The organism is Leptospira limi (assembly GCF_026151395.1).
Lineage (GTDB): Bacteria > Spirochaetota > Leptospiria > Leptospirales > Leptospiraceae > Leptospira_A > Leptospira_A limi.
The window spans coordinates 1,094,538-1,112,419 of record NZ_JAMQPV010000001.1 but is presented as its reverse complement, the minus strand read 5'-3'; the positions used below and the strand labels follow the sequence as shown (position 1 = coordinate 1,112,419).

16 protein-coding genes are annotated in these 17,882 nt (G+C 35.8%); 10 read left to right on the top strand and 6 right to left on the bottom strand.

Features of this window, described 5'->3' with window-relative positions:
- Window positions 1-30: 30 nt before the first annotated feature.
- From gpmI to ND812_RS05220, 3 genes are read left to right on the top strand one after another with little or no spacing between them, the layout of a single operon-like run.
- Window positions 31-1,683, top strand: coding sequence for a 2,3-bisphosphoglycerate-independent phosphoglycerate mutase (gene gpmI, locus ND812_RS05230; protein WP_265374572.1), 1,653 nt, complete (start codon window positions 31-33; stop codon window positions 1,681-1,683).
- A 15-nt stretch (window positions 1,684-1,698) separates the two neighbouring features.
- Window positions 1,699-3,747: a serine hydrolase domain-containing protein gene (locus ND812_RS05225; protein ID WP_322113643.1), complete on the top strand. Its 2,049-nt coding sequence runs from the start codon at window positions 1,699-1,701 to the stop codon at window positions 3,745-3,747.
- Window positions 3,748-3,791: 44 nt separating this feature from the next.
- The gene (locus tag ND812_RS05220; RefSeq protein WP_265358847.1) at window positions 3,792-4,130 is read left to right on the top strand and encodes an STAS domain-containing protein; all 339 of its coding nucleotides are present in this window, start codon (window positions 3,792-3,794) and stop codon (window positions 4,128-4,130) included.
- A 37-nt stretch (window positions 4,131-4,167) separates the two neighbouring features.
- On the opposite strand, the gene ND812_RS05215 is transcribed toward ND812_RS05220, so the two are convergent.
- On the bottom strand, window positions 4,168-6,564 hold the full coding sequence (locus tag ND812_RS05215; protein ID WP_265374570.1) for a SpoIIE family protein phosphatase: 2,397 nt from the start codon (window positions 6,562-6,564) through the stop codon (window positions 4,168-4,170).
- An 84-nt stretch (window positions 6,565-6,648) separates the two neighbouring features.
- Between ND812_RS05215 and pgsB the strand changes: the two genes are divergently transcribed.
- Genes pgsB through ND812_RS05190 form a run of 5 tightly spaced genes read left to right on the top strand, consistent with a single transcriptional unit; the run spans window position 6,649 to window position 10,230 of the window.
- On the top strand, window positions 6,649-7,845 hold the full coding sequence (pgsB, locus tag ND812_RS05210) for a poly-gamma-glutamate synthase PgsB (RefSeq protein WP_265374569.1): 1,197 nt from the start codon (window positions 6,649-6,651) through the stop codon (window positions 7,843-7,845).
- On the top strand, window positions 7,838-8,302 hold the full coding sequence (gene pgsC, locus ND812_RS05205) for a poly-gamma-glutamate biosynthesis protein PgsC (protein WP_265358850.1): 465 nt from the start codon (window positions 7,838-7,840) through the stop codon (window positions 8,300-8,302). Before pgsB ends, pgsC begins: the two co-directional genes overlap by 8 nt.
- A complete protein-coding gene (gene pgsW, locus ND812_RS05200) occupies window positions 8,302-9,432 on the top strand; it encodes a poly-gamma-glutamate system protein (protein ID WP_322113676.1) in 1,131 nt (376 codons plus the stop codon). The genes pgsC and pgsW overlap by 1 nt, the downstream gene beginning before the upstream one ends.
- Before the next feature lie 6 nt (window positions 9,433-9,438).
- Window positions 9,439-9,627, top strand: coding sequence for a hypothetical protein (locus ND812_RS05195; RefSeq protein WP_265358852.1), 189 nt, complete (start codon window positions 9,439-9,441; stop codon window positions 9,625-9,627).
- 51 nt (window positions 9,628-9,678) lie between these two features.
- On the top strand, window positions 9,679-10,230 hold the full coding sequence (locus ND812_RS05190) for an LIC_12238 family plasminogen-binding lipoprotein (RefSeq protein WP_265374567.1): 552 nt from the start codon (window positions 9,679-9,681) through the stop codon (window positions 10,228-10,230).
- Here the strand turns inward: ND812_RS05190 and ND812_RS05185 are convergent.
- Window positions 10,214-12,196 carry a tetratricopeptide repeat protein gene (locus tag ND812_RS05185; RefSeq protein WP_265374566.1) on the bottom strand — a complete coding sequence of 661 codons (1,983 nt, stop codon included), beginning with the start codon at window positions 12,194-12,196 and terminating at the stop codon, window positions 10,214-10,216. The two genes, ND812_RS05190 and ND812_RS05185, sit on opposite strands and share 17 nt — an antisense overlap.
- A 176-nt stretch (window positions 12,197-12,372) precedes the next feature.
- Here ND812_RS05185 and ND812_RS05180 point away from each other — a divergent pair, with 176 nt between their 5' ends.
- The gene (locus tag ND812_RS05180) at window positions 12,373-13,041 is read left to right on the top strand and encodes a hypothetical protein (RefSeq protein ID WP_265374565.1); all 669 of its coding nucleotides are present in this window, start codon (window positions 12,373-12,375) and stop codon (window positions 13,039-13,041) included.
- A gap of 150 nt (window positions 13,042-13,191) precedes the next feature.
- The gene (locus ND812_RS05175; protein ID WP_265374564.1) at window positions 13,192-15,240 is read left to right on the top strand and encodes an ATP-binding protein; all 2,049 of its coding nucleotides are present in this window, start codon (window positions 13,192-13,194) and stop codon (window positions 15,238-15,240) included.
- 17 nt (window positions 15,241-15,257) lie between these two features.
- Here ND812_RS05175 and ND812_RS05170 read toward each other — a convergent pair whose 3' ends face one another.
- The 4 genes from ND812_RS05170 to ND812_RS05155 form a co-directional block, all read right to left on the bottom strand.
- On the bottom strand, window positions 15,258-15,632 hold the full coding sequence (locus ND812_RS05170; protein ID WP_265374563.1) for a hypothetical protein: 375 nt from the start codon (window positions 15,630-15,632) through the stop codon (window positions 15,258-15,260).
- A gap of 260 nt (window positions 15,633-15,892) precedes the next feature.
- Window positions 15,893-16,606, bottom strand: a complete 714-nt coding sequence (locus tag ND812_RS05165; protein ID WP_265375907.1) for a phosphate signaling complex PhoU family protein — start codon at window positions 16,604-16,606, stop codon at window positions 15,893-15,895.
- 28 nt (window positions 16,607-16,634) lie between these two features.
- Window positions 16,635-17,111, bottom strand: coding sequence for a chemotaxis protein CheW (locus ND812_RS05160; protein WP_265374562.1), 477 nt, complete (start codon window positions 17,109-17,111; stop codon window positions 16,635-16,637).
- A 20-nt stretch (window positions 17,112-17,131) separates the two neighbouring features.
- Complete coding sequence (locus ND812_RS05155) at window positions 17,132-17,809, bottom strand: hypothetical protein (RefSeq protein ID WP_265374561.1); 678 nt, start codon at window positions 17,807-17,809, stop codon at window positions 17,132-17,134.
- Window positions 17,810-17,882: the final 73 nt, after the last annotated feature.

Sequence of the window (17,882 nt, the reverse complement as noted above, 5' to 3'; positions counted from 1 at the left end):
AAAATGGAAAAAGACAGGGGAATCTAATTTATGTTAACTCTAAAGAAACATCCACAAGGTGCATTGACCAAACAAGTTTTACTCATCGTACTCGATGGAGTGGGTTACACAGAAAAAGGATTTGAAAATGGGAATGCCGTTGCCAAGGCAAATATGCCAGTTTTAAAAGGACTTTGGAAAAACCACCCAACTGTATTACTAAAAGCTCACGGGACAGCCGTTGGTATGCCGAGCGACGAAGACATGGGAAACTCTGAAGTGGGTCACAATGTGCTTGGTTCAGGACGTATCTTTGACCAAGGGGCAAAACTTGTTTCTTTATCCATTGAGAATGGAAGTTTGTTCAATGGACCTATCTGGAAAAAAATTGTCTCCAATTGTTTAAATCATCAATCCACATTTCACTTGATCGGACTATTCTCTGATGGAAACGTTCATAGCCATATCGATCACTTAAAAGCACTCATCGACAATGCTATTAAACAAAATATAAAAAAAATTCGATTACATATTTTATTAGATGGAAGAGACGTTCCCGAAAAATCCGCGTTAGACTACTTAATCCCATTTGAAACCTATTTGGATTCCCATAGAAAATCAGGCATAGACATATTCATTGCATCTGGTGGTGGTCGGATGGAGTTAACTATGGACAGGTATGATGCAGACTGGTCCATGATTGAAAGAGGATGGAAACACCATGTGGAAGGTGAAGGAAGGATATTCCCTTCTGCAAAAGAAGCAATCGAGACTTTCCGCACTGAAAATCCATCTGTGATCGACCAATACCTGCCAGGATTTGTGATTGGTGATGGAAGTGGTAACCCTGTTGGAAAAATTTTAGACAATGACTCTGTTGTATTTTTTAACTTCAGAGGTGATAGAGCCATAGAAATTTCAAGAGCATTTACTGAAGAAAATTTACCACTACTCAACCGCAAACGATTTCCAAAAGTAGAATTTGCAGGAATGATGCAATATGATGGCGATCTCTTTATCCCCAAACAATACTTAGTTGCTCCACCAACTATTGACCGCACTATGGGTGAATACTTTGCCAATGAAGGTATAGCACAATATGCATTGTCCGAAACACAAAAATTTGGCCACGTAACTTTTTTTTGGAATGGGAACCGATCTGGTTACTTCAATCAAAACTTAGAAACATATGAAGAAGTGAAATCTGATATTATTCCTTTTGACCAAAAACCTGAAATGAAAGCAAAAGAAATCACTGACAATTTGGTCCTTGCTCTCACTTCTCATAAATTTCCATTCCTTCGAGTTAATTATGCCAATGGCGATATGGTCGGACATACAGGAAATATGGATGCAACAATCAAAGGATTGGAATACCTAGATGTTTGTTTGGACCGAATCAAAAAAATTTGTGATGAAACAAATACGGTTTTATGTATCACAGCAGACCATGGTAATGCTGATGAGATGTACCAATTGGACAAAAAAGGAAATGCTCAAAAAGCAAAAGATGGTAAACCCGTTCCAAAAACAAGTCATACCCTTAATCCCGTACAATTTGTACTGTATGATCCAAAAGGTAAAATCCAACTCGAACCAAATGTAAAAGAATCAGGTCTTGCAAACGTAGCCGCAACCATGATGGATTTATTAGGTTTTGAAGCTCCGGAAGGTTATCACCCAAGTCTAATTCATAGAAATTAAATTTTCCAAATTCCTATGATGTTTCGAATCTTTACCTATCTTTTGTTCAGTGTATTTGTATTGAACTGTTCAGAAGATGGGATTGGATCTTTCTCAGAAGAAACCAAAGAAAAAATCCGCAAAAAAATCAAACAGGAAGGATTCCAAGGTGTTGTCCTTATCTCTCAGGATGATACAGTTTTATTCCGAGAAACTATTTATTCAGGAAAACGCAGAAAACGTTCACAACTCTTTCAAAAACGTGCTTTTCCGTTAGGTGAATCTTCCAAATTATTCACTACATATTTAATCCATCGATTGGCAGACGAAAAAAAAATATCCATTGCCGATCCCATTCAAAAATACCTTAAATGGTTTCCAAATTCGAAGATCACAATCGAACATTTGTTACGTCATACATCTGGCCTTCCAAAAATCATTGAGTTTATGCCAAATTTTGACTCGGAAAGATCAAACTTAAAACGTGATGATATCAAAAGGTCATTTTTAGAATCCAACTTTAAACCTAACTTTGCACCAGGTGAATACTGGAAATACAGTCGATTGGATTATTTATTTTTGGCTTATCTCATCGAGTTTGTAACCAATCAACCTTACACAAGTGTTGTGAAAAAAGAAATATTTGAACCTTTGGAAATGAAACATTCTCAAGTGGATCCAAACGACCTACTTCTTGGCAACAGTGGTATCTTAAGTTCACCAGAAGATTTGAAAATTTTTGCAGAAGCAATTCGGACTAATAAAGGAATTTCCAAAGAAGCAAAAGAATCTCTTATCAAAAGAACAGTTCTTACGGATGTTATATCAGACGATCCAATCGCATTCGGAGAAGGAGTGTATGTTGGAGACTATTTTTATTGGGCTTATGGAAAAAAAAATGGAGTTTCCAATTTCATTTATCATGACTTAAAAAGTAGAATTTTTATCACCATCGTAAGCCCTTTTGGAGCAAGTAAAGGTGATTTGTCTTCAATCAAATCAACTTTAACAGAAATTATATTCAATGCCAAAAAGTTAAATCTCAGAAAAAAGACAAACTCACCAAACGAAATCTATATTGAAGATTTTATGAAAGAAGAAAAAGTTCCATCTCTTGGTATTGCTGTTTATAAAAATTATAACTTACAATGGAAAAAGATGTATGGAACAAAAACCCAACAGACAGTTTTTCGAGCTGGTTCATTGTCCAAAACGATGACAGCAACTGCAACATTACGATTAGTTGAATCAGGGCAGTTAGATTTATATTCCAATTGGATTAACAAACTAAAACAGTACAAAGTGTCCGTTCCAAAGGGCAAAAAAAGAAGTGTAGTGAATTTAGATTTACTCTTATCACATACGAGTGGACTAACTGAAAAAGGGAATTGGGATGATCCAATTAACTCAGGTAAAAAACACCTGAAAGATTTAAAGGATACCAATGTTTCAAAAGGAAACGGGCTCAAACTTTATTATAGACCTGGAACAAAGTCACGTTATTCGGGTGGTGGCTATAGTATTGTCCAAGAAATATTAACAGAACGAACAGGAGAACCGTTTCCCACTTTGATGGAGGAATATGTATTTAATCCATTACATATGAAACGAAGTACGTTTCGTCAAAATCTAACAGAAAAAGATGATAGATGTGATGGTTATGATGAACTTGGAAAAATTTTACCTGAAAAAAAATTTGTAACTCCTGAACTTTCATCTGGTGGTTTATGGACAACTCCAGAAGACATTGGAACCGTTTTTAATGAAGTGGCAAAAGCCAAACAAGGTCGTTCTGAATTTTTAAGTAAAGAATCAGCAGAATACCTACTATCACCAAAAATGAATGCAGCGAGTTTAACCGTTCATGCACTTGTCGCCCATGGATTTTTTCTGAACCGGACCGGAAAAACAGAGTATTTTTTCCATGGTGGCCATACAAAGGGACATAAGTCCTTAGCCATTTTTAACGCTGAAAAGGGGTATGGAGTGGTGATTATGACCAATTCAGAGAATGGATCCAAACTGATTTGGCGGATTTTAAGGACCATTTCTGTGGATGAAAAATGGGATAAGTTTGTGAATTAAACTATTGACCAAATTATTAAATTGGCTATTCTCTAAGCGATTCGATGGAATATACAGAATCTAAATCTAACGGAATTGTAGTCCTTAAATTGTTTGGCAACTTAGATATGTTAAATGCCGGCATTCTCAAAGAAAGGATCAAAGAATCTGCGTCCCAATCCGAACATCGATTTATCTTTGATTTGGAAGGGGTCAGTTTTATCGACTCCTCTGGATTTGGCCTCATCATGTCTCTCAATGACAAACTCACAGAATTAGGAGGAGGTTTAAGAATCGTAAATGTTTCCAAAACCATCCGTCAAATTTTTAGAATCTCAAAAATTTCATCTGTAATCCAAATCTTCGAATCCACAGAAGAAGCAATCGAGTCCTTTCACCCTTAATTTTTCTCAAATATTTATCACCTAACATATATTAACTTTATGTGACAGACGTTGTTACCATTTTTTTCCAAAAGTTTTTAAGTTTTTGTACTTTTGGATTTTCTGGTGCCATTTCTTGTAATGCCAGTAAAACTTCTTTGGATCGTTCAATGTCTCTTCTATGCATCAATATCTCTGCTAACAGAAGCAAGTTGTTAAAATTCTTTGGATCTCGATACCTGAGTCTCTCTGCATAGTCTGTCGCAAGCACAAAATCTCTTTTTTGTTTATGAGCATATGCGATGTAAAATAAAAAGTCTGTATCACCTGGATTTAATTGTAGATATCGATTTGCAAGTACAATTGCTTTTTCATAATCTTTAGATTTCATGTACAGTTTGGACAATTCTCTCAAACAATACAAATCATCTGGTTCAGATTCCAAAGCAAGTTCCAAAGCAAAAATAGCATTATTCCATTCTCCATCTCTGTAAGACTGAATTCCTTCACCTAACATTTTATAGTATGTATTGTTTTTTGTAGATTCTTTTGCAGCATAGGCAACTTCCTCTAAAAATGAAATCCTCATCAGACTCAAATCATCAGTTAACTCACCGAATAACATCATCACACGGCAGATCTCTGTTAAATCTCCAGCACCTTCTGTAACATGGCGAAGGAAAACAGTTTCATCATCGTTGATCATCCTATTTCCACCAGAATGACCCACAAACAAATCATCCCGGCCATCAGAACCCAAAATCAATACATCACCAGGACGTAATGGATAAATTTGAATGACTACTTCATCACCACTCATTTCCGTAAAACCAATCTTACGCAACGAATGTTCGTTTTCCAAAAAACTTGCCACACCATCTCGGTATAAGACAATCCACGGGTGTTCGGCATTGATGTAGTACAATGTACCTGTTTCTTCATCCACCAAACCTAAAATAGCGGAAAGTAACATATGACCATCAAAACTAATAAATACATTATGTACTTCCTGGAAACATTCCTTTAGCCAACGTTCGGGGTGCCTGTCCTGCATGTATCTTAGTTTCTGAGTACGTGTGATGATGGATTTAAATACAGTTCCCATAACCAAGGCACCACCTGCACCTTGTATAGATTTTCCCATTGCATCTGCATTTAAGAATACAGTGTATTTTTTCCCCATGAGATAAATTGAATCAGAGACTGATAAATCACCACCAATCTCAGATTGTTTATTTCGAAATTGAAACTGTTTCATTTGCCTTTCAAAAATTTGAATCGAAACAGTCTCTGATTTTGCAAAAGAACCTTTGAGTGGTTTGATGAGTAATGACGTTAAAAAATAATCTCCATCCTGTTTTTCTTGCATCTTCTGCATTTCGGATAATGTATCATTCAGTTCTCTAGTGCGCTGGTTTACCATCTCTTCAAGATGATTTTGGTGTTCAGCTAACTCTTCTTTCATTTCAACAAATACACGACCCATCTGTCCTATTTCATCACTTCTATGGGTTGGTAAGGTTTCAGGTTTCCATTGGTCCAAATCTACCATAGCTGATGTAAGGAGTTTGATTGCTTCGACCATATCCCGAGAAAATAAAAATGATATCAGAAAGATAACGCCACATAACACTAAAGATGCGACTACAAAAAAAGACCAAATTTTCCACGTTTTCGATTCTACTTCGTTCTCATCTATCATCACATGAAATACAAGTTGTTTGATTGTTTGAGAACTTCCAACGTATGGAATTTTTACTAAATAATAAGGTTTATTTTGGAAATGAAATCTTTGTTCTTCTAAAAGTAAGTCTGGGTATTCATTCATCACCATTCGGATCATATCCGATCCTACAGTTTTCACCTTTCCTTCCTGAAAAATTGCCAGATGGATCCGATTGTCTTTTGAAATTGTTTTTGTAAAATTATCATCAACGACTTGTCCAATGAGAATCGTACCTCGACCAAAAAGAGGTGCTGCCAAACGAAATCCAAGTCCACTATGCCCATCTTCTAAGGCTGCAGTCGCTTGGCCATTCAGAGCATTTTGAATGATGGGTTGGTTTTTTTTATCATCCCCAAAATCTTTGGGTCTATGGACACGAAAGACCACTTTTCCTTGGTTATCACCGAGTTCAAAAATGGAAAGGCCATACCGTTTTAAGATTTGTTGCAAATAAGGAAGTTCTCTTTGTAAAACTTGACGATCACTAAGTCCTCTTTCCAAAATCTCCCTTGTTCTTGCATTAAAGGTAATTTCTTCCAATAGTAACCTGAGTTTTTCTTCTTTAAACTCTAACTCTCGCTGAAAGTTCCGTGATAAGTCTTCTGCTCTTTGTGTTTGCGGGATATTTTTGACAGATTGTAAAAGGTAGGCAAAACTAGTTGTGAGAGCAATTACAAGAAGAATTTGACTCACACTCAATATTAATAAGAATTTGTAACGTATGCTCATAGAAAACTACGTGCATCTTCGCAAATTTACGTTACAATCAAATTACATTCCTTTGAAGGAAATGTATCATCTGGAATTTTTAATATGAAACCAAATGCCACCTTATTTTTTCTCATTATTTTGGTTTTAGTAATTTATTATACAATTGAGGTGATTTTACATAATCTAACTTTAAAAAAATTCAAACATAGAATCCACGTCAACGGTACTAGGGGAAAGTCAAGCGTAACAAGACTTATACGGGCTGGTCTCTCCGTATCTGGACATTCAGTATTTGCAAAAACAACAGGAACACTTGCTCGTATGATATTCCCAGATGGTTCCGAAAAATCCATTTCAAGATTTGGAAAACCATCAATATTGGAACAAATTAAAATTCTCAAAAAAGCAAAAGCATCTGGAGCAGACATTGTTGTATTAGAATGTATGGCTTTGGAACCACGATACCAGTGGGCAAGCGAAGGTCAAATTTTGCACTCTGACATTGGAGTGATCACAAACATTCGAGAAGATCACTTGGAAATTATGGGACCAAAATTAATTGATGTCGCAAAAACATTGTTATCAGCAAGCCCAATCAATGGAACACTTGTTGTGGGTCCAAACGATTTTGAAAAAGAAGTTCTAGATGTTTGTTTGGACCGAAATACGAAAGCAATCATTCTATCGAAAGAAGAGATTGAATCTGTTACTGATCAAGAAATACTAAAGTTCCCATATTGGGAACACAAAGAGAACGTATTTCTCGCACTTAAAGTTTGCGAATTATTGGGTGTGGAACGTAATGATGCCTTAAATGCAATGTGGAAAGTAAATCCAGATCCAGGAGCACTTTCCGTATTACCAATTCACTTTTTCGGGAAAGAGTTTATCTACGTAAATGCAATGGCGGCCAATGATCCGAGTAGCACAAAACTCATCTGGAATTCTATTTTACAGAGATATCCTGATATTAAAAAACGATTCATTTTATTCCATACAAGAGAAGATCGCCCAGAACGAACCATACAACTAACAAAAGAGTTTGCTAATTGGGAAGGTTATGATGCCATTATTTTAATTGGTTCATCTACTACATTTGCGTTTCAATGTTTAAAATCATATTCGAATACGGATGTTCCTATTTATGTATGGGAACACTTAAGTTTAGATGGAATATTTGAATCATTACTATCGATACTTCCAAAACAATCATTAGTATTTGGAATGGGGAATATAGTGGGACTTGGTATGGATTTGTCTTTATACTTTAAGAATAGGTCAGAACAAACATATGAATGAAATTCTTCCTTTGTCGATTGGACTTAGTTTGGTGATCAGTTTAGTTTTCTCAGAATTATTTGGTATTTTAGGTACAGGACTCGTTGTACCTGGATACCTTGCCTTATCCCTCACACATCCCAAAAATATCGCTCTCACATTTCTCATCGCATTTTTATCATTTATCTGTGTTGAGCTTCTCTCAAAATTTTTAATGATCTTTGGCAAAAGAAAGATAGTCTTCATCTTATTATTTGGATACTTCTTTGGTTATCTATTAAATTATCAAATTTTACCAGACATAGATTTATCGTATTTATCAGAAGTAAGAGGAATCGGATTTATCATACCTGGACTCATCGCTGTATGGTACGAAAGACAAGGAGTATTGGAAACAACTTCCGTATTAATCTTAGCTGCCATATTCGTAAAAATTCTTTTAATTTTTCTTTTAGGAAATGAATTAGAAAACTTATGATTACAAAAGTTTATTGGTCACCTTGGCAACATTCACGTGTAGCATTATTTTTACTGGCCGTCCTTGGTGTTATGGGATTACTATTAATCGAAACTTGTAAGGTAAAAAAAGAACAACCATACTTCAAAAAAAAATTACATGCAGCTAAATTAGCTGAACGTGGGTTCCAAATCTTAAAACCTGAACTTCTAAAACATAAAAAACCTGATTATAGAGAATTTGATCCAACCAACTCAGGTTTAATTGGAGAATTTTTAACTCCAGTGACGAGTAACAGTGGTTCATTGCAGGCAAAACAAACTTCCGTAAACCCAAATTTTGCTGCTGTAATGGTTCAATTCCTGAAAAAAGCAAAAGTAGAGGAAGGAGACACGGTAGCTGTTGCCATCTCAGGTTCATTTCCTGCATTAAACATTTGTTTGTTTGCTGCATTAGATACATTAAAACTAAAACCTATCATTGTATCGAGTGCTTCCGCATCCCAATTTGGAGCGAATCATCCTCAGATGTTATGGCTTGATATGGAAAATGAATTAGAATCTTCTGGTATATTTTCGTATCGATCCAGTTATGCATCATTAGGTGGTATCCAAGACAAGGCAGCAGGAACTTCAAAAGAAGGGAAAGAAATGCTTTTACGTGCACTAAAACGTAACAAAGTCAAATTATTAGATCCAATCCACTTTGAAGACTCCATTGAAAAAAGAATGAAATACTATGATGAGTTATCGCAAGGGAAACCCATCAAACTTTTTATCAATGTAGGTGGGGGTACAACGATTTTAGGAACAAGTTTGGGCAAACAAGTTTTTAAAAATGGATTGATCACTGATTTACCAGAAGAGGTTCATATTCCCAATTCCGTGATTAAGTCGTTTTTAGAACGGGAAATCCCTGTTATCAATTTCATTCAGATTGAATCATTAGCGAGAAAATTCGGGCTTCCTTTAACTCCTAAAAAAGTTCCAAAACCAGGTGAAGGAAAAGTATTTTATTCAGAAGAATACAATCCGTTTTTGTATGTTTCTGTTTTCCTTTTTTTGCTCATTGGATTGTATGGAGTAACGAGACTCGGTTGGGGTGAAAATGAAGAAGATCGTTACCTTCCGATCACACTCCGTTCCAGGTGATTCCATATGGCAAAGATCATTGTATTATCAATTTTACTTTTTTTCATTTTACGTTGGGTGAGTCGCATATTGATCTTACCTGCAAAAATTGCAGAAGAACTTGGTAAAAACCAAAGGGAAACATTCCAAAATAGGCCAAATTCATCCCCATCCAAAGAAAAAGACATCTCAGACCGTGGAAAAATAATCGAATAACTTCCAATTTCAGACGAGAAAATTTCCAATTTGGACGAAATTCTAAATAAGATGAGACAGAATTCGTCGGCCAAATTTGCCCATTGTTTCCACGCGAATCACCTAAAAAACATAACTCGTTTCCTAATCACATTATCTTTGTTAGTATTTGTTCAATGTGGTGTTCCCAAAGGTGAATTTGGTTGGACAACTACCAAAATGGAAGAAATGGACATTCTGGAACAACACATCCAAACCATCACCGATTATAAAATGATGAGGGATGATCTTATTTTTTCACCAACTGATACCATCCATTATGTTTACCAATTTTCAAGGAATCCTGGACTTGAAACAGATTTTCATATTTCACTCAACCGATATGAATTGGATTTTGTGGAAATTGATATTAAAAAGAAACGAGTAGAACCAGATAGTCTGGCAATACGAGATGAATTTTCTTTACTAAGAACAGGTGAATATTTAATTAAAATCGTACATGAAGGTGATACGGTTGATGAAGTAAAATTTAGAGTTTTGCCTGATGAAGGATATACACAGGAAAATCTAGAACAAGAATTAGCTGGTGATCAAACCGACGAAATCATTAAATACTCTCGTTAATCGGCGGCTCTATATTTCCCGTTTCTAATATTTTTTTGATTCGTTCCAATTCTTTTAATGCAACACGGATGTCTGTTTCTCCACCTTCTTTGATTACAAATTCGTAATACTCTTTGGCTTTTTTATAATCACGGTTTTCCTCTGCGAGAACCCCTAATCGAAATAAGATTTTAATGAGAGGAATTTTATTCCGTTTCGTTTCTAAAACTCGAATCACAGCATCTTGGTCTTCAATTTTTAAATCCATTAATCTATATTGTGATAATGCATCATCAAGAGTTGTGACCATTAAATCTTTTTTCAAAGTTTGTTTTTTCTCAATTAATTCCAAACGTTCTTTTTCTGCTGAGATGAGTTTCTCATCTATTTTTTTCCACTGCATGAGAGCAATGTTTAGTTTGTTTTGTTCTAATTCGAATTGTTTGAGTTTTTTATCTTTTTTACTAAGATGAAAATAAGCAATCGATTCCATTTCTGGAAGCCCTGTATCCTCCGTGAGGGATGGATTCCAATCTTTACTGTTTTTCTCTAACCAATAGGTTAAAAAACTGGCACCTCTTTCAGGATCTCCAATCTTTTGATTAAAAAACACACCGATTTCATAAGAAACCCTTGTTTTTTCAGGTGTATCTGGACTTAATTTAAAAAATGATTCATAATAATTTCCAGCTAAAATATTTCTTTTTAAATCTGCATTAATCGTTGCTAAACGCAAATTGGCTTTTATTATTTTTTCTTTCTCTTCGTCAGTTGGATTTGGATTTTTTAAATACTCGTTTAATGCTTTTTCATAAAAGTCAGCAGCTCTTTCTTTTTTCCCATCTTGCCTAAATTGTTCAGCGATGTCATTTAATACATTGGGGTTTTCATTCCAAATACGATAAGCTCTTTCTAAAATCAGTTCATAAGCAAAAAAATCAGTATTTCTTTTATAATCAAAAAGAACGTAAATCCCTTTACCTGCGGTTCCTAATTTATTTACAATCTTGAGTCTTTCTTTGTTATCATCTTCTAGTTTTTTAACAACATTGGCGAAAGCATAAAGATCATTTGATTCAATTTGTTTTCGTTTGTTAAGGTAAACCAAATACCTTTTATTATAGGAATCATCATAATTTGATTTTGCTCTTTTTCTAGTTTCTTCTATCAAACGAACTTCATCATTCCAAAGTTTTCTTTGAGGTACTAAATCTGATAACTGTTTTCCTTCTCGAATCCAATTACTTTCCTTAAGATGAATGTCATCCTTTGCTTTTTTTAATTTTTGTTCTGCTTGGATCCACTCATTGTACAATCGTTCATGTTCTTTGGCAGAACTTTCATCATATCCAAGTACGTCTTCTTTTTGCCATTCTCCTATACGGAACCCTTCTTCCGTCATCTCTAATGGATGGTATCGAAAGGCAGCGATATAATGCCTAAGTGCAGGCGCAAACTTTTCAGATTCTACATATAGTTTTGCGAGTTTGGTATGTAAATAATACAAAAGTGGTGAGTCACGAACAATAAAGGTTTCAGAATGTTTGTGAGTACTTTGCCAAAGTAATAATCGAATGTCATTCATCTCCGTGCGAGAATTATAAACATTTCCTTTTTCACGATCTTCCCAGATTCGTTTTTCTTCGATGAATTGGCTATAATATCGTTTGAGAAGACCTTCCGCCTCACGGATCTTAGTTTCCAAATTTTTTGGACCCGTCTCCTGTCCTGGATCCACAGGTAAATCTGCACCAGGGATGACAGGTACATCAGGTGCATTCGGATCCACTGGTTTTGGTTCATCTCGAAGGGCAATCCCAGAATCTTCATCGATGTTGATTCTTTTTTCAGTGTCGAGAGATTTGACTTCCTCCAAGGAAATCACCTGGAGGGGAGAGAGATACAAACCTGAGAGTGGATTCCTGCGGTCTTCCTCCCCTGCCCAAATTGAAAATTGTAAAATGAAAAAAAGGAACCAAATGGACAACTTGGACTTATTTCTTTTTGAAACCTGATTGTCCGAGAGAGAAAACTCCAATTGTGATTCCTACCTGTAGTCAATTATCGGCGAAATTTCAATTTTCCCAATACAAAAGGTGTTGTATTCTTTTGCCAGATGGCGTTCACTAAAAAACAAATCCAAACCCAATCAACAAAAATCTCATGTCAAAAAATATAGTCGAAAGGTATCTTGTTCTCAAAAATAAATACAGGAATTATGATACAAAATATGCCTTAAAACGGATGCAAGCTTTTCGACTTGCGACTCAAGAACTTTCCAGAAAGGGTTATGAGGTTGCTCTTGAGTTACTAGGCTCCATCAATTTTGGGATTGTTGATCCAACTTCAGATGTGGATTGCATATTATTACTCGAATGTGATTTACACAAAGACCAAGGTTCATGCCCCCACCATTGCAACAACCTAACTTTCGTTAAGACTGAAATTTCGAAATTTGTTACAAAACGATTAGCACCTGAATCGTTTAATATTGATTATTTAGATTCTATCAATCTAAAATATGTAGAAGAAAAAATCAGAACAGAAACTGTCCTCGGAGATGAGACACTTTTTTGCCTGTTATTCTATCGCAATATTGGTAGGCCTGTGAATCGCCCACTTTTTATTCCCTTCTGTGATCAGTTAGAGGAGAATCATGATTTTGTAAAAGAAATCATTCCTTGGGCATCAGAAGCTTTGGAAGGGTATCTAAATACCAACCAACATCGTATGTCTTTTAATAAGTACAATGAAAGAATCCGTGCTAGAGGCCTTAGCCTTCCAGAAGGATTACAACAAGAACTACAAGCCTATATGGAAGGTGAGTCTTAGAAAATAGCATATTTAGTAGAAACAACAATGACTATGCTGGAACATGTTACAAAGATCCAGAATTGAGTATTCATTTTGTCTCATCATTAAATTTAGCATTGATTTGAATATTATTCTTTACTACTTTTCATTTTTCAGTAGAGTGTCGCCATGTTAGATGCAAGTTGGATGCCAAAAGGGAGACTGTTCCCTTACTTACTTACCAATTTTGTCTTATTTATTTTTGTCTCCATTGCCTTTGCCTATTATACTGCTAGCGAAAGAAACATTGATGCCGCGGAAGAAAATCGTTATAAATCCTTACAAATTGCAAACGAATTAAGACAATCTTCCGACCAACTAACAAACTTAGTTCGTTTGTATGCAATCCAGAAAAAACCAAAATATAAAGCCTACTTCCAACGAATTTTAGAAATTCGAAATGGTGAAAAACCAAGACCAAAAAGTTACGATTATGCCTATTGGGATTTAGTCATCGCAGATGAATTACCTCCTCCACCAGAAGAAGGAGAACAGATCAGTATCTATGATGCAATGAAACAAGCTGATTTTGAGAAATCGGATTATTCATTACTCTCTTTATCAAAAGAAAAATCGGATCAACTTACCAAAATCGAATTTGAATCTATGTCTTTGATTGAAGAAGAATTAAAAACAGGAAGGTCAAATCCAAAAGCAATTAGGATTTTATTTGATGATCATTATTTGAAGTGCAAAGCAGAAATCATGAAACCAATTAATGATTTGTATGTCCAACTCGACGAAAGGACTTCAAAAGCAATCTTAGATGCAAAGGAAAAAGTTTTTTTCTTACGTACTGTCTTAATCCTCTCTGGTATGATTTTTGGCATTAGTTTATATTTAACCCATAGATCATTAGTGTCCATTATGGGAGGAAGTGTAGATGAAATTTTCCGCCGAATTTCATTACTTGGCGAAGGTAAATTTACAGGTGAAATTCAGACTACAAATAACAAAAATTCAATCCTAAACAGTTTAAATATCACACAAAAAAGATTACAAGAGTTATACGAAGAAAAGGAAATGGCAAGTCATGCAAAATCAGAATTTTTAGCATCCATGAGCCATGAAATTCGCACTCCTCTCAATGGAGTCATTGGTATCACTCAAATTTTATTTAAAACCAATTTAGATGCAGAACAAAAGAATTATCTAAAAACCATTGTCGATGCGGGAAAATCGCTCTTAAATATTTTAAACGATATTTTAGATTTCTCTAAGATAGATGCTGGGAAATTAAAAATTGAAAATATACCTTTCCATCTACCAAATTTGATCAAAGAAATTTTCGATTTATTTTTGATCGAATCTCAATCAAAAAATTTAGAATTTTCTTATCAAATTGATTCCATGGTTCCAAATACTATCATATCAGATCCAAGTAGGATTCGTCAGATATTATTCAATCTCATAGGAAATGCGATCAAATTTACTGAAACTGGATATGTAATCCTTCATGTCGAAATCAAAGACCAAATGATTCTCTTTGAAATTAAAGATTCTGGAATTGGCATATCATCAGAGAAACTCCCCTCTTTATTCCAAACATTTTCACAACTGGATGCTTCCACCTCACGGAAGTATGGCGGAACAGGACTTGGTTTGGCAATTTCAGAACGTTTGGTAAAGTTATTGGATGGGAAAATTGGTGTAAAGAGTGTGGAAGGTGTAGGTAGCACGTTTTGGTGTATGATTCCTCTTTCCACACCGAAGGAAACAGTTTCCAAACCAATTCTTAACCGAGAGGATACAGAAGATACAATCACAGAACAAAATGATTCTGAAAATTTTTCCAACCAATCTTTCTTAGTTGTAGAAGACAATGTTTTAAACCAAAAAGTAATCGGTGGATTACTTAAAAAACAAAACATCAATTTTGATTTGGCCGAGAATGGAAAAATAGCTGTTGAGATGTGCCGATTGAAACACTATGACTTGATTTTAATGGACTGTGAAATGCCCATCATGGACGGATTTGAAGCAACCACCAAAATTAGGGAAATGGAAACAAACAAAGACCAAAAATCAGTCATCATAGCTGTGACAGCACACGTGTTAAATGAACATAAACAAAGGTGTTCAGAAGTAGGTATGGATGGATTTATCGGCAAACCCTTTTACATGGATGATTTATTGCATACTTATAAAAAATTGTTAAAAATTAAGCGATCCAAATAAAGAGAGATCACAACAATCTATTTTCTGGTTTGATTGATGCGAAGGTCTGATATCAAATCTCCTTCCGCAAATAATTTTAAAATATTTGAAACATCCCTAATGGTTGCAGAAGTATTTCCAGTCAATTTCCATAAAACAAAAAACAATATAGAAATCATGATCAAAATGAAAACACTCAAATCCAAACTTATCATTTCCAATTGCTGATCACTTAGGAAGTTTCGAAACTGAGAATAGATATAAAATGAAAACATAAAGTATTCGATTACAAATGTAGAAAAAATAGGAAACAGCAAATTCGCAAACAAACTAAGTGGTTTTAAACGTAATTCATTGTACACATCATACATCTTTTTCTCAACATAAATGTAGAAGAAGGATGAAATCGCCATTGCAAGTAATACACCAAGTAGGGAAAAAACAGAACCTCCCCGTACGTTTTAAACAAACCAAAAATAAGTAACATTCCAGCAAAAAAAGAAAAGGATCTAGGTTGGTGATGAGTAAGTAAGAAAGGAAAAAACTTTTTGGTTTCGGTTGGAAAACATACTCTTTTGGTTTCATTGGCAGTGAATTCTAAAACCTAAGAATCCATTCGTACTATTTGTGCGCAACATGGACAATTGTTTGGAATTGATAAGAAGGAAAAGGTTTAAGGGTAAGAGGAAGATTTTGATTTGACGTTTTCTAAATGGCGGATGTCTTTTCCAGTATTCAACCTGACAAGTTCTTCCGCCACATTCACAGCATAGTCACCTAATCTTTCAAGTGCGAGAATAATCCTATACACGTCGGCAAATTCTTGTTTTTCCATATCAGGAACAGCTCTATACTTTTGGAATGCTTGGTCACAAAGTTCGTTCAGTTCGTCTTCCAAGGAATTCACACTTCCCATAAACCTTTCTTTTTCTTCTACTAAAGATTCAATTGCCATTCCTGCAAGAGTAGTGACTCTTGAAAGAATCAAAGTCATTGGTTCTTCATTTTTAAAGAGGCCATTGCGGATGGTTTTGTGACGAAACACATCAGCACAGTTGACCACTTGGTCTCCCATCCTTTCCATGTTCCGAGTGATCCGTATGGCCGAAAGTGCAAAGCGCAAAGGATCTTTTTTCAATACGATGTCATTGTCCACATCGCCCATCCCGAGAATGTTACGATTACTCACTGCTTCCAATATTGCATTTTGGGAAAGGTTATCGTTTTCCTTTTCTAAATCATCAATGAGGTCATCACGTTCTACAATTTTCTCAGCTTGGGCATAGTCATCTGATTCGAGAGCCTCACTGAGTAAGATCACTTGCTCCAAAACAAGTTCCGCCATGGAATATAAGTTTTTACGTAAGTAATAAAATTTAGAGATGATCATTTGAATTTTATACTACTTACTTCCGTTATACGGTAGCTAGTTCTGTCATCTCTTCAACAGTGAGAATTTTTTCGATATCGATAAGGATGATGAACCTGTTTTCTTTTTTTCCAACACCTGTGATGTAACGAGAGGAAATCCCTTTTACAGAAGGAGGTGGTGGATCCACTTGGTTGGCTGGAAAATGTACGACATGGGACACTTTGTCCACAATCACACCAATCGATTTACCAGACACATTGATCACAATCGCACGGTCTGCAGACTCTGTTACATTTTTGATATTCAATCGTTTGGCAAGGTCAATCATTCTTACCACTTTGCCTCGGATGTCCATGATCCCTGCAAAGTAACTTTTCGATTGTGGAACGCGGATTAAATTTGTGATTTTAACAATTTCTTCAACAATTGTGATGGGGATGGCATACTCTTCATCTCCCAAATTGAAAATGATGTATTGCTCATGGATGAATTGGTTTGCTTGGGATGTTTCTTTGGCCATATCAATTTCTACTGCTACGTCTAAAAATAGACGTAGCCGTTGTAGAAAAAATATGAACCGAAACTGAGAAATGACAACACTTTTGTCATCAGTACAGAACGTTTTCTCACAAGAAAATCAAGTAGGCCAGCGATCATCCCTAAGACTGCTAAACTGAGTCCTAATACGACATAATCATAATATACATAATAGACCAAACAACCAAATCCAACGCCAAGACAAACATCCTGCAAATCTCCCCAGACCCTTCGTTTGAAACGCGTCCAGAGCGATCCTCGCGCTTCTCTTGCCTCTCTCCGTTCCCGTCTCCAACGTTGGAACCGAGTTTCACGAATAATGCCAAAAATGGAATCATACCGAGTGGAGGGAAATAATGCCGACTCCAATGGTCCACGCGAAGTCCTGGATTTTTCCGAAACCTCTGGTTGGAAAGGAGGGTAAATTTCATACGCTCCACCGATGCTAACCAACATGTCTTTGTCAGGGAGAGAACTGAAGTATTCCCGAAAGGGCCAGATCTTACGAAAGACGGGGTAGGCACGCCCAGAAGTAATATCCTTCTCAGTTTGTACGGTACCGTTTTTCACAGTGGCTCCGTACATACGTCCCTTCTCTTCTTTGATTTCGACAGATAGACGAACGAGTCGTTCGTGAAAGTTGAACTCAGCCTCCAGGACATCCCCGAGAGGTGTTTCCATGGTAAATGCTCGGATGAAACCGGGGGTGCGGGGTTTCTGTTTCCTCCAGACTTGTCTCATAACAAATCTATCG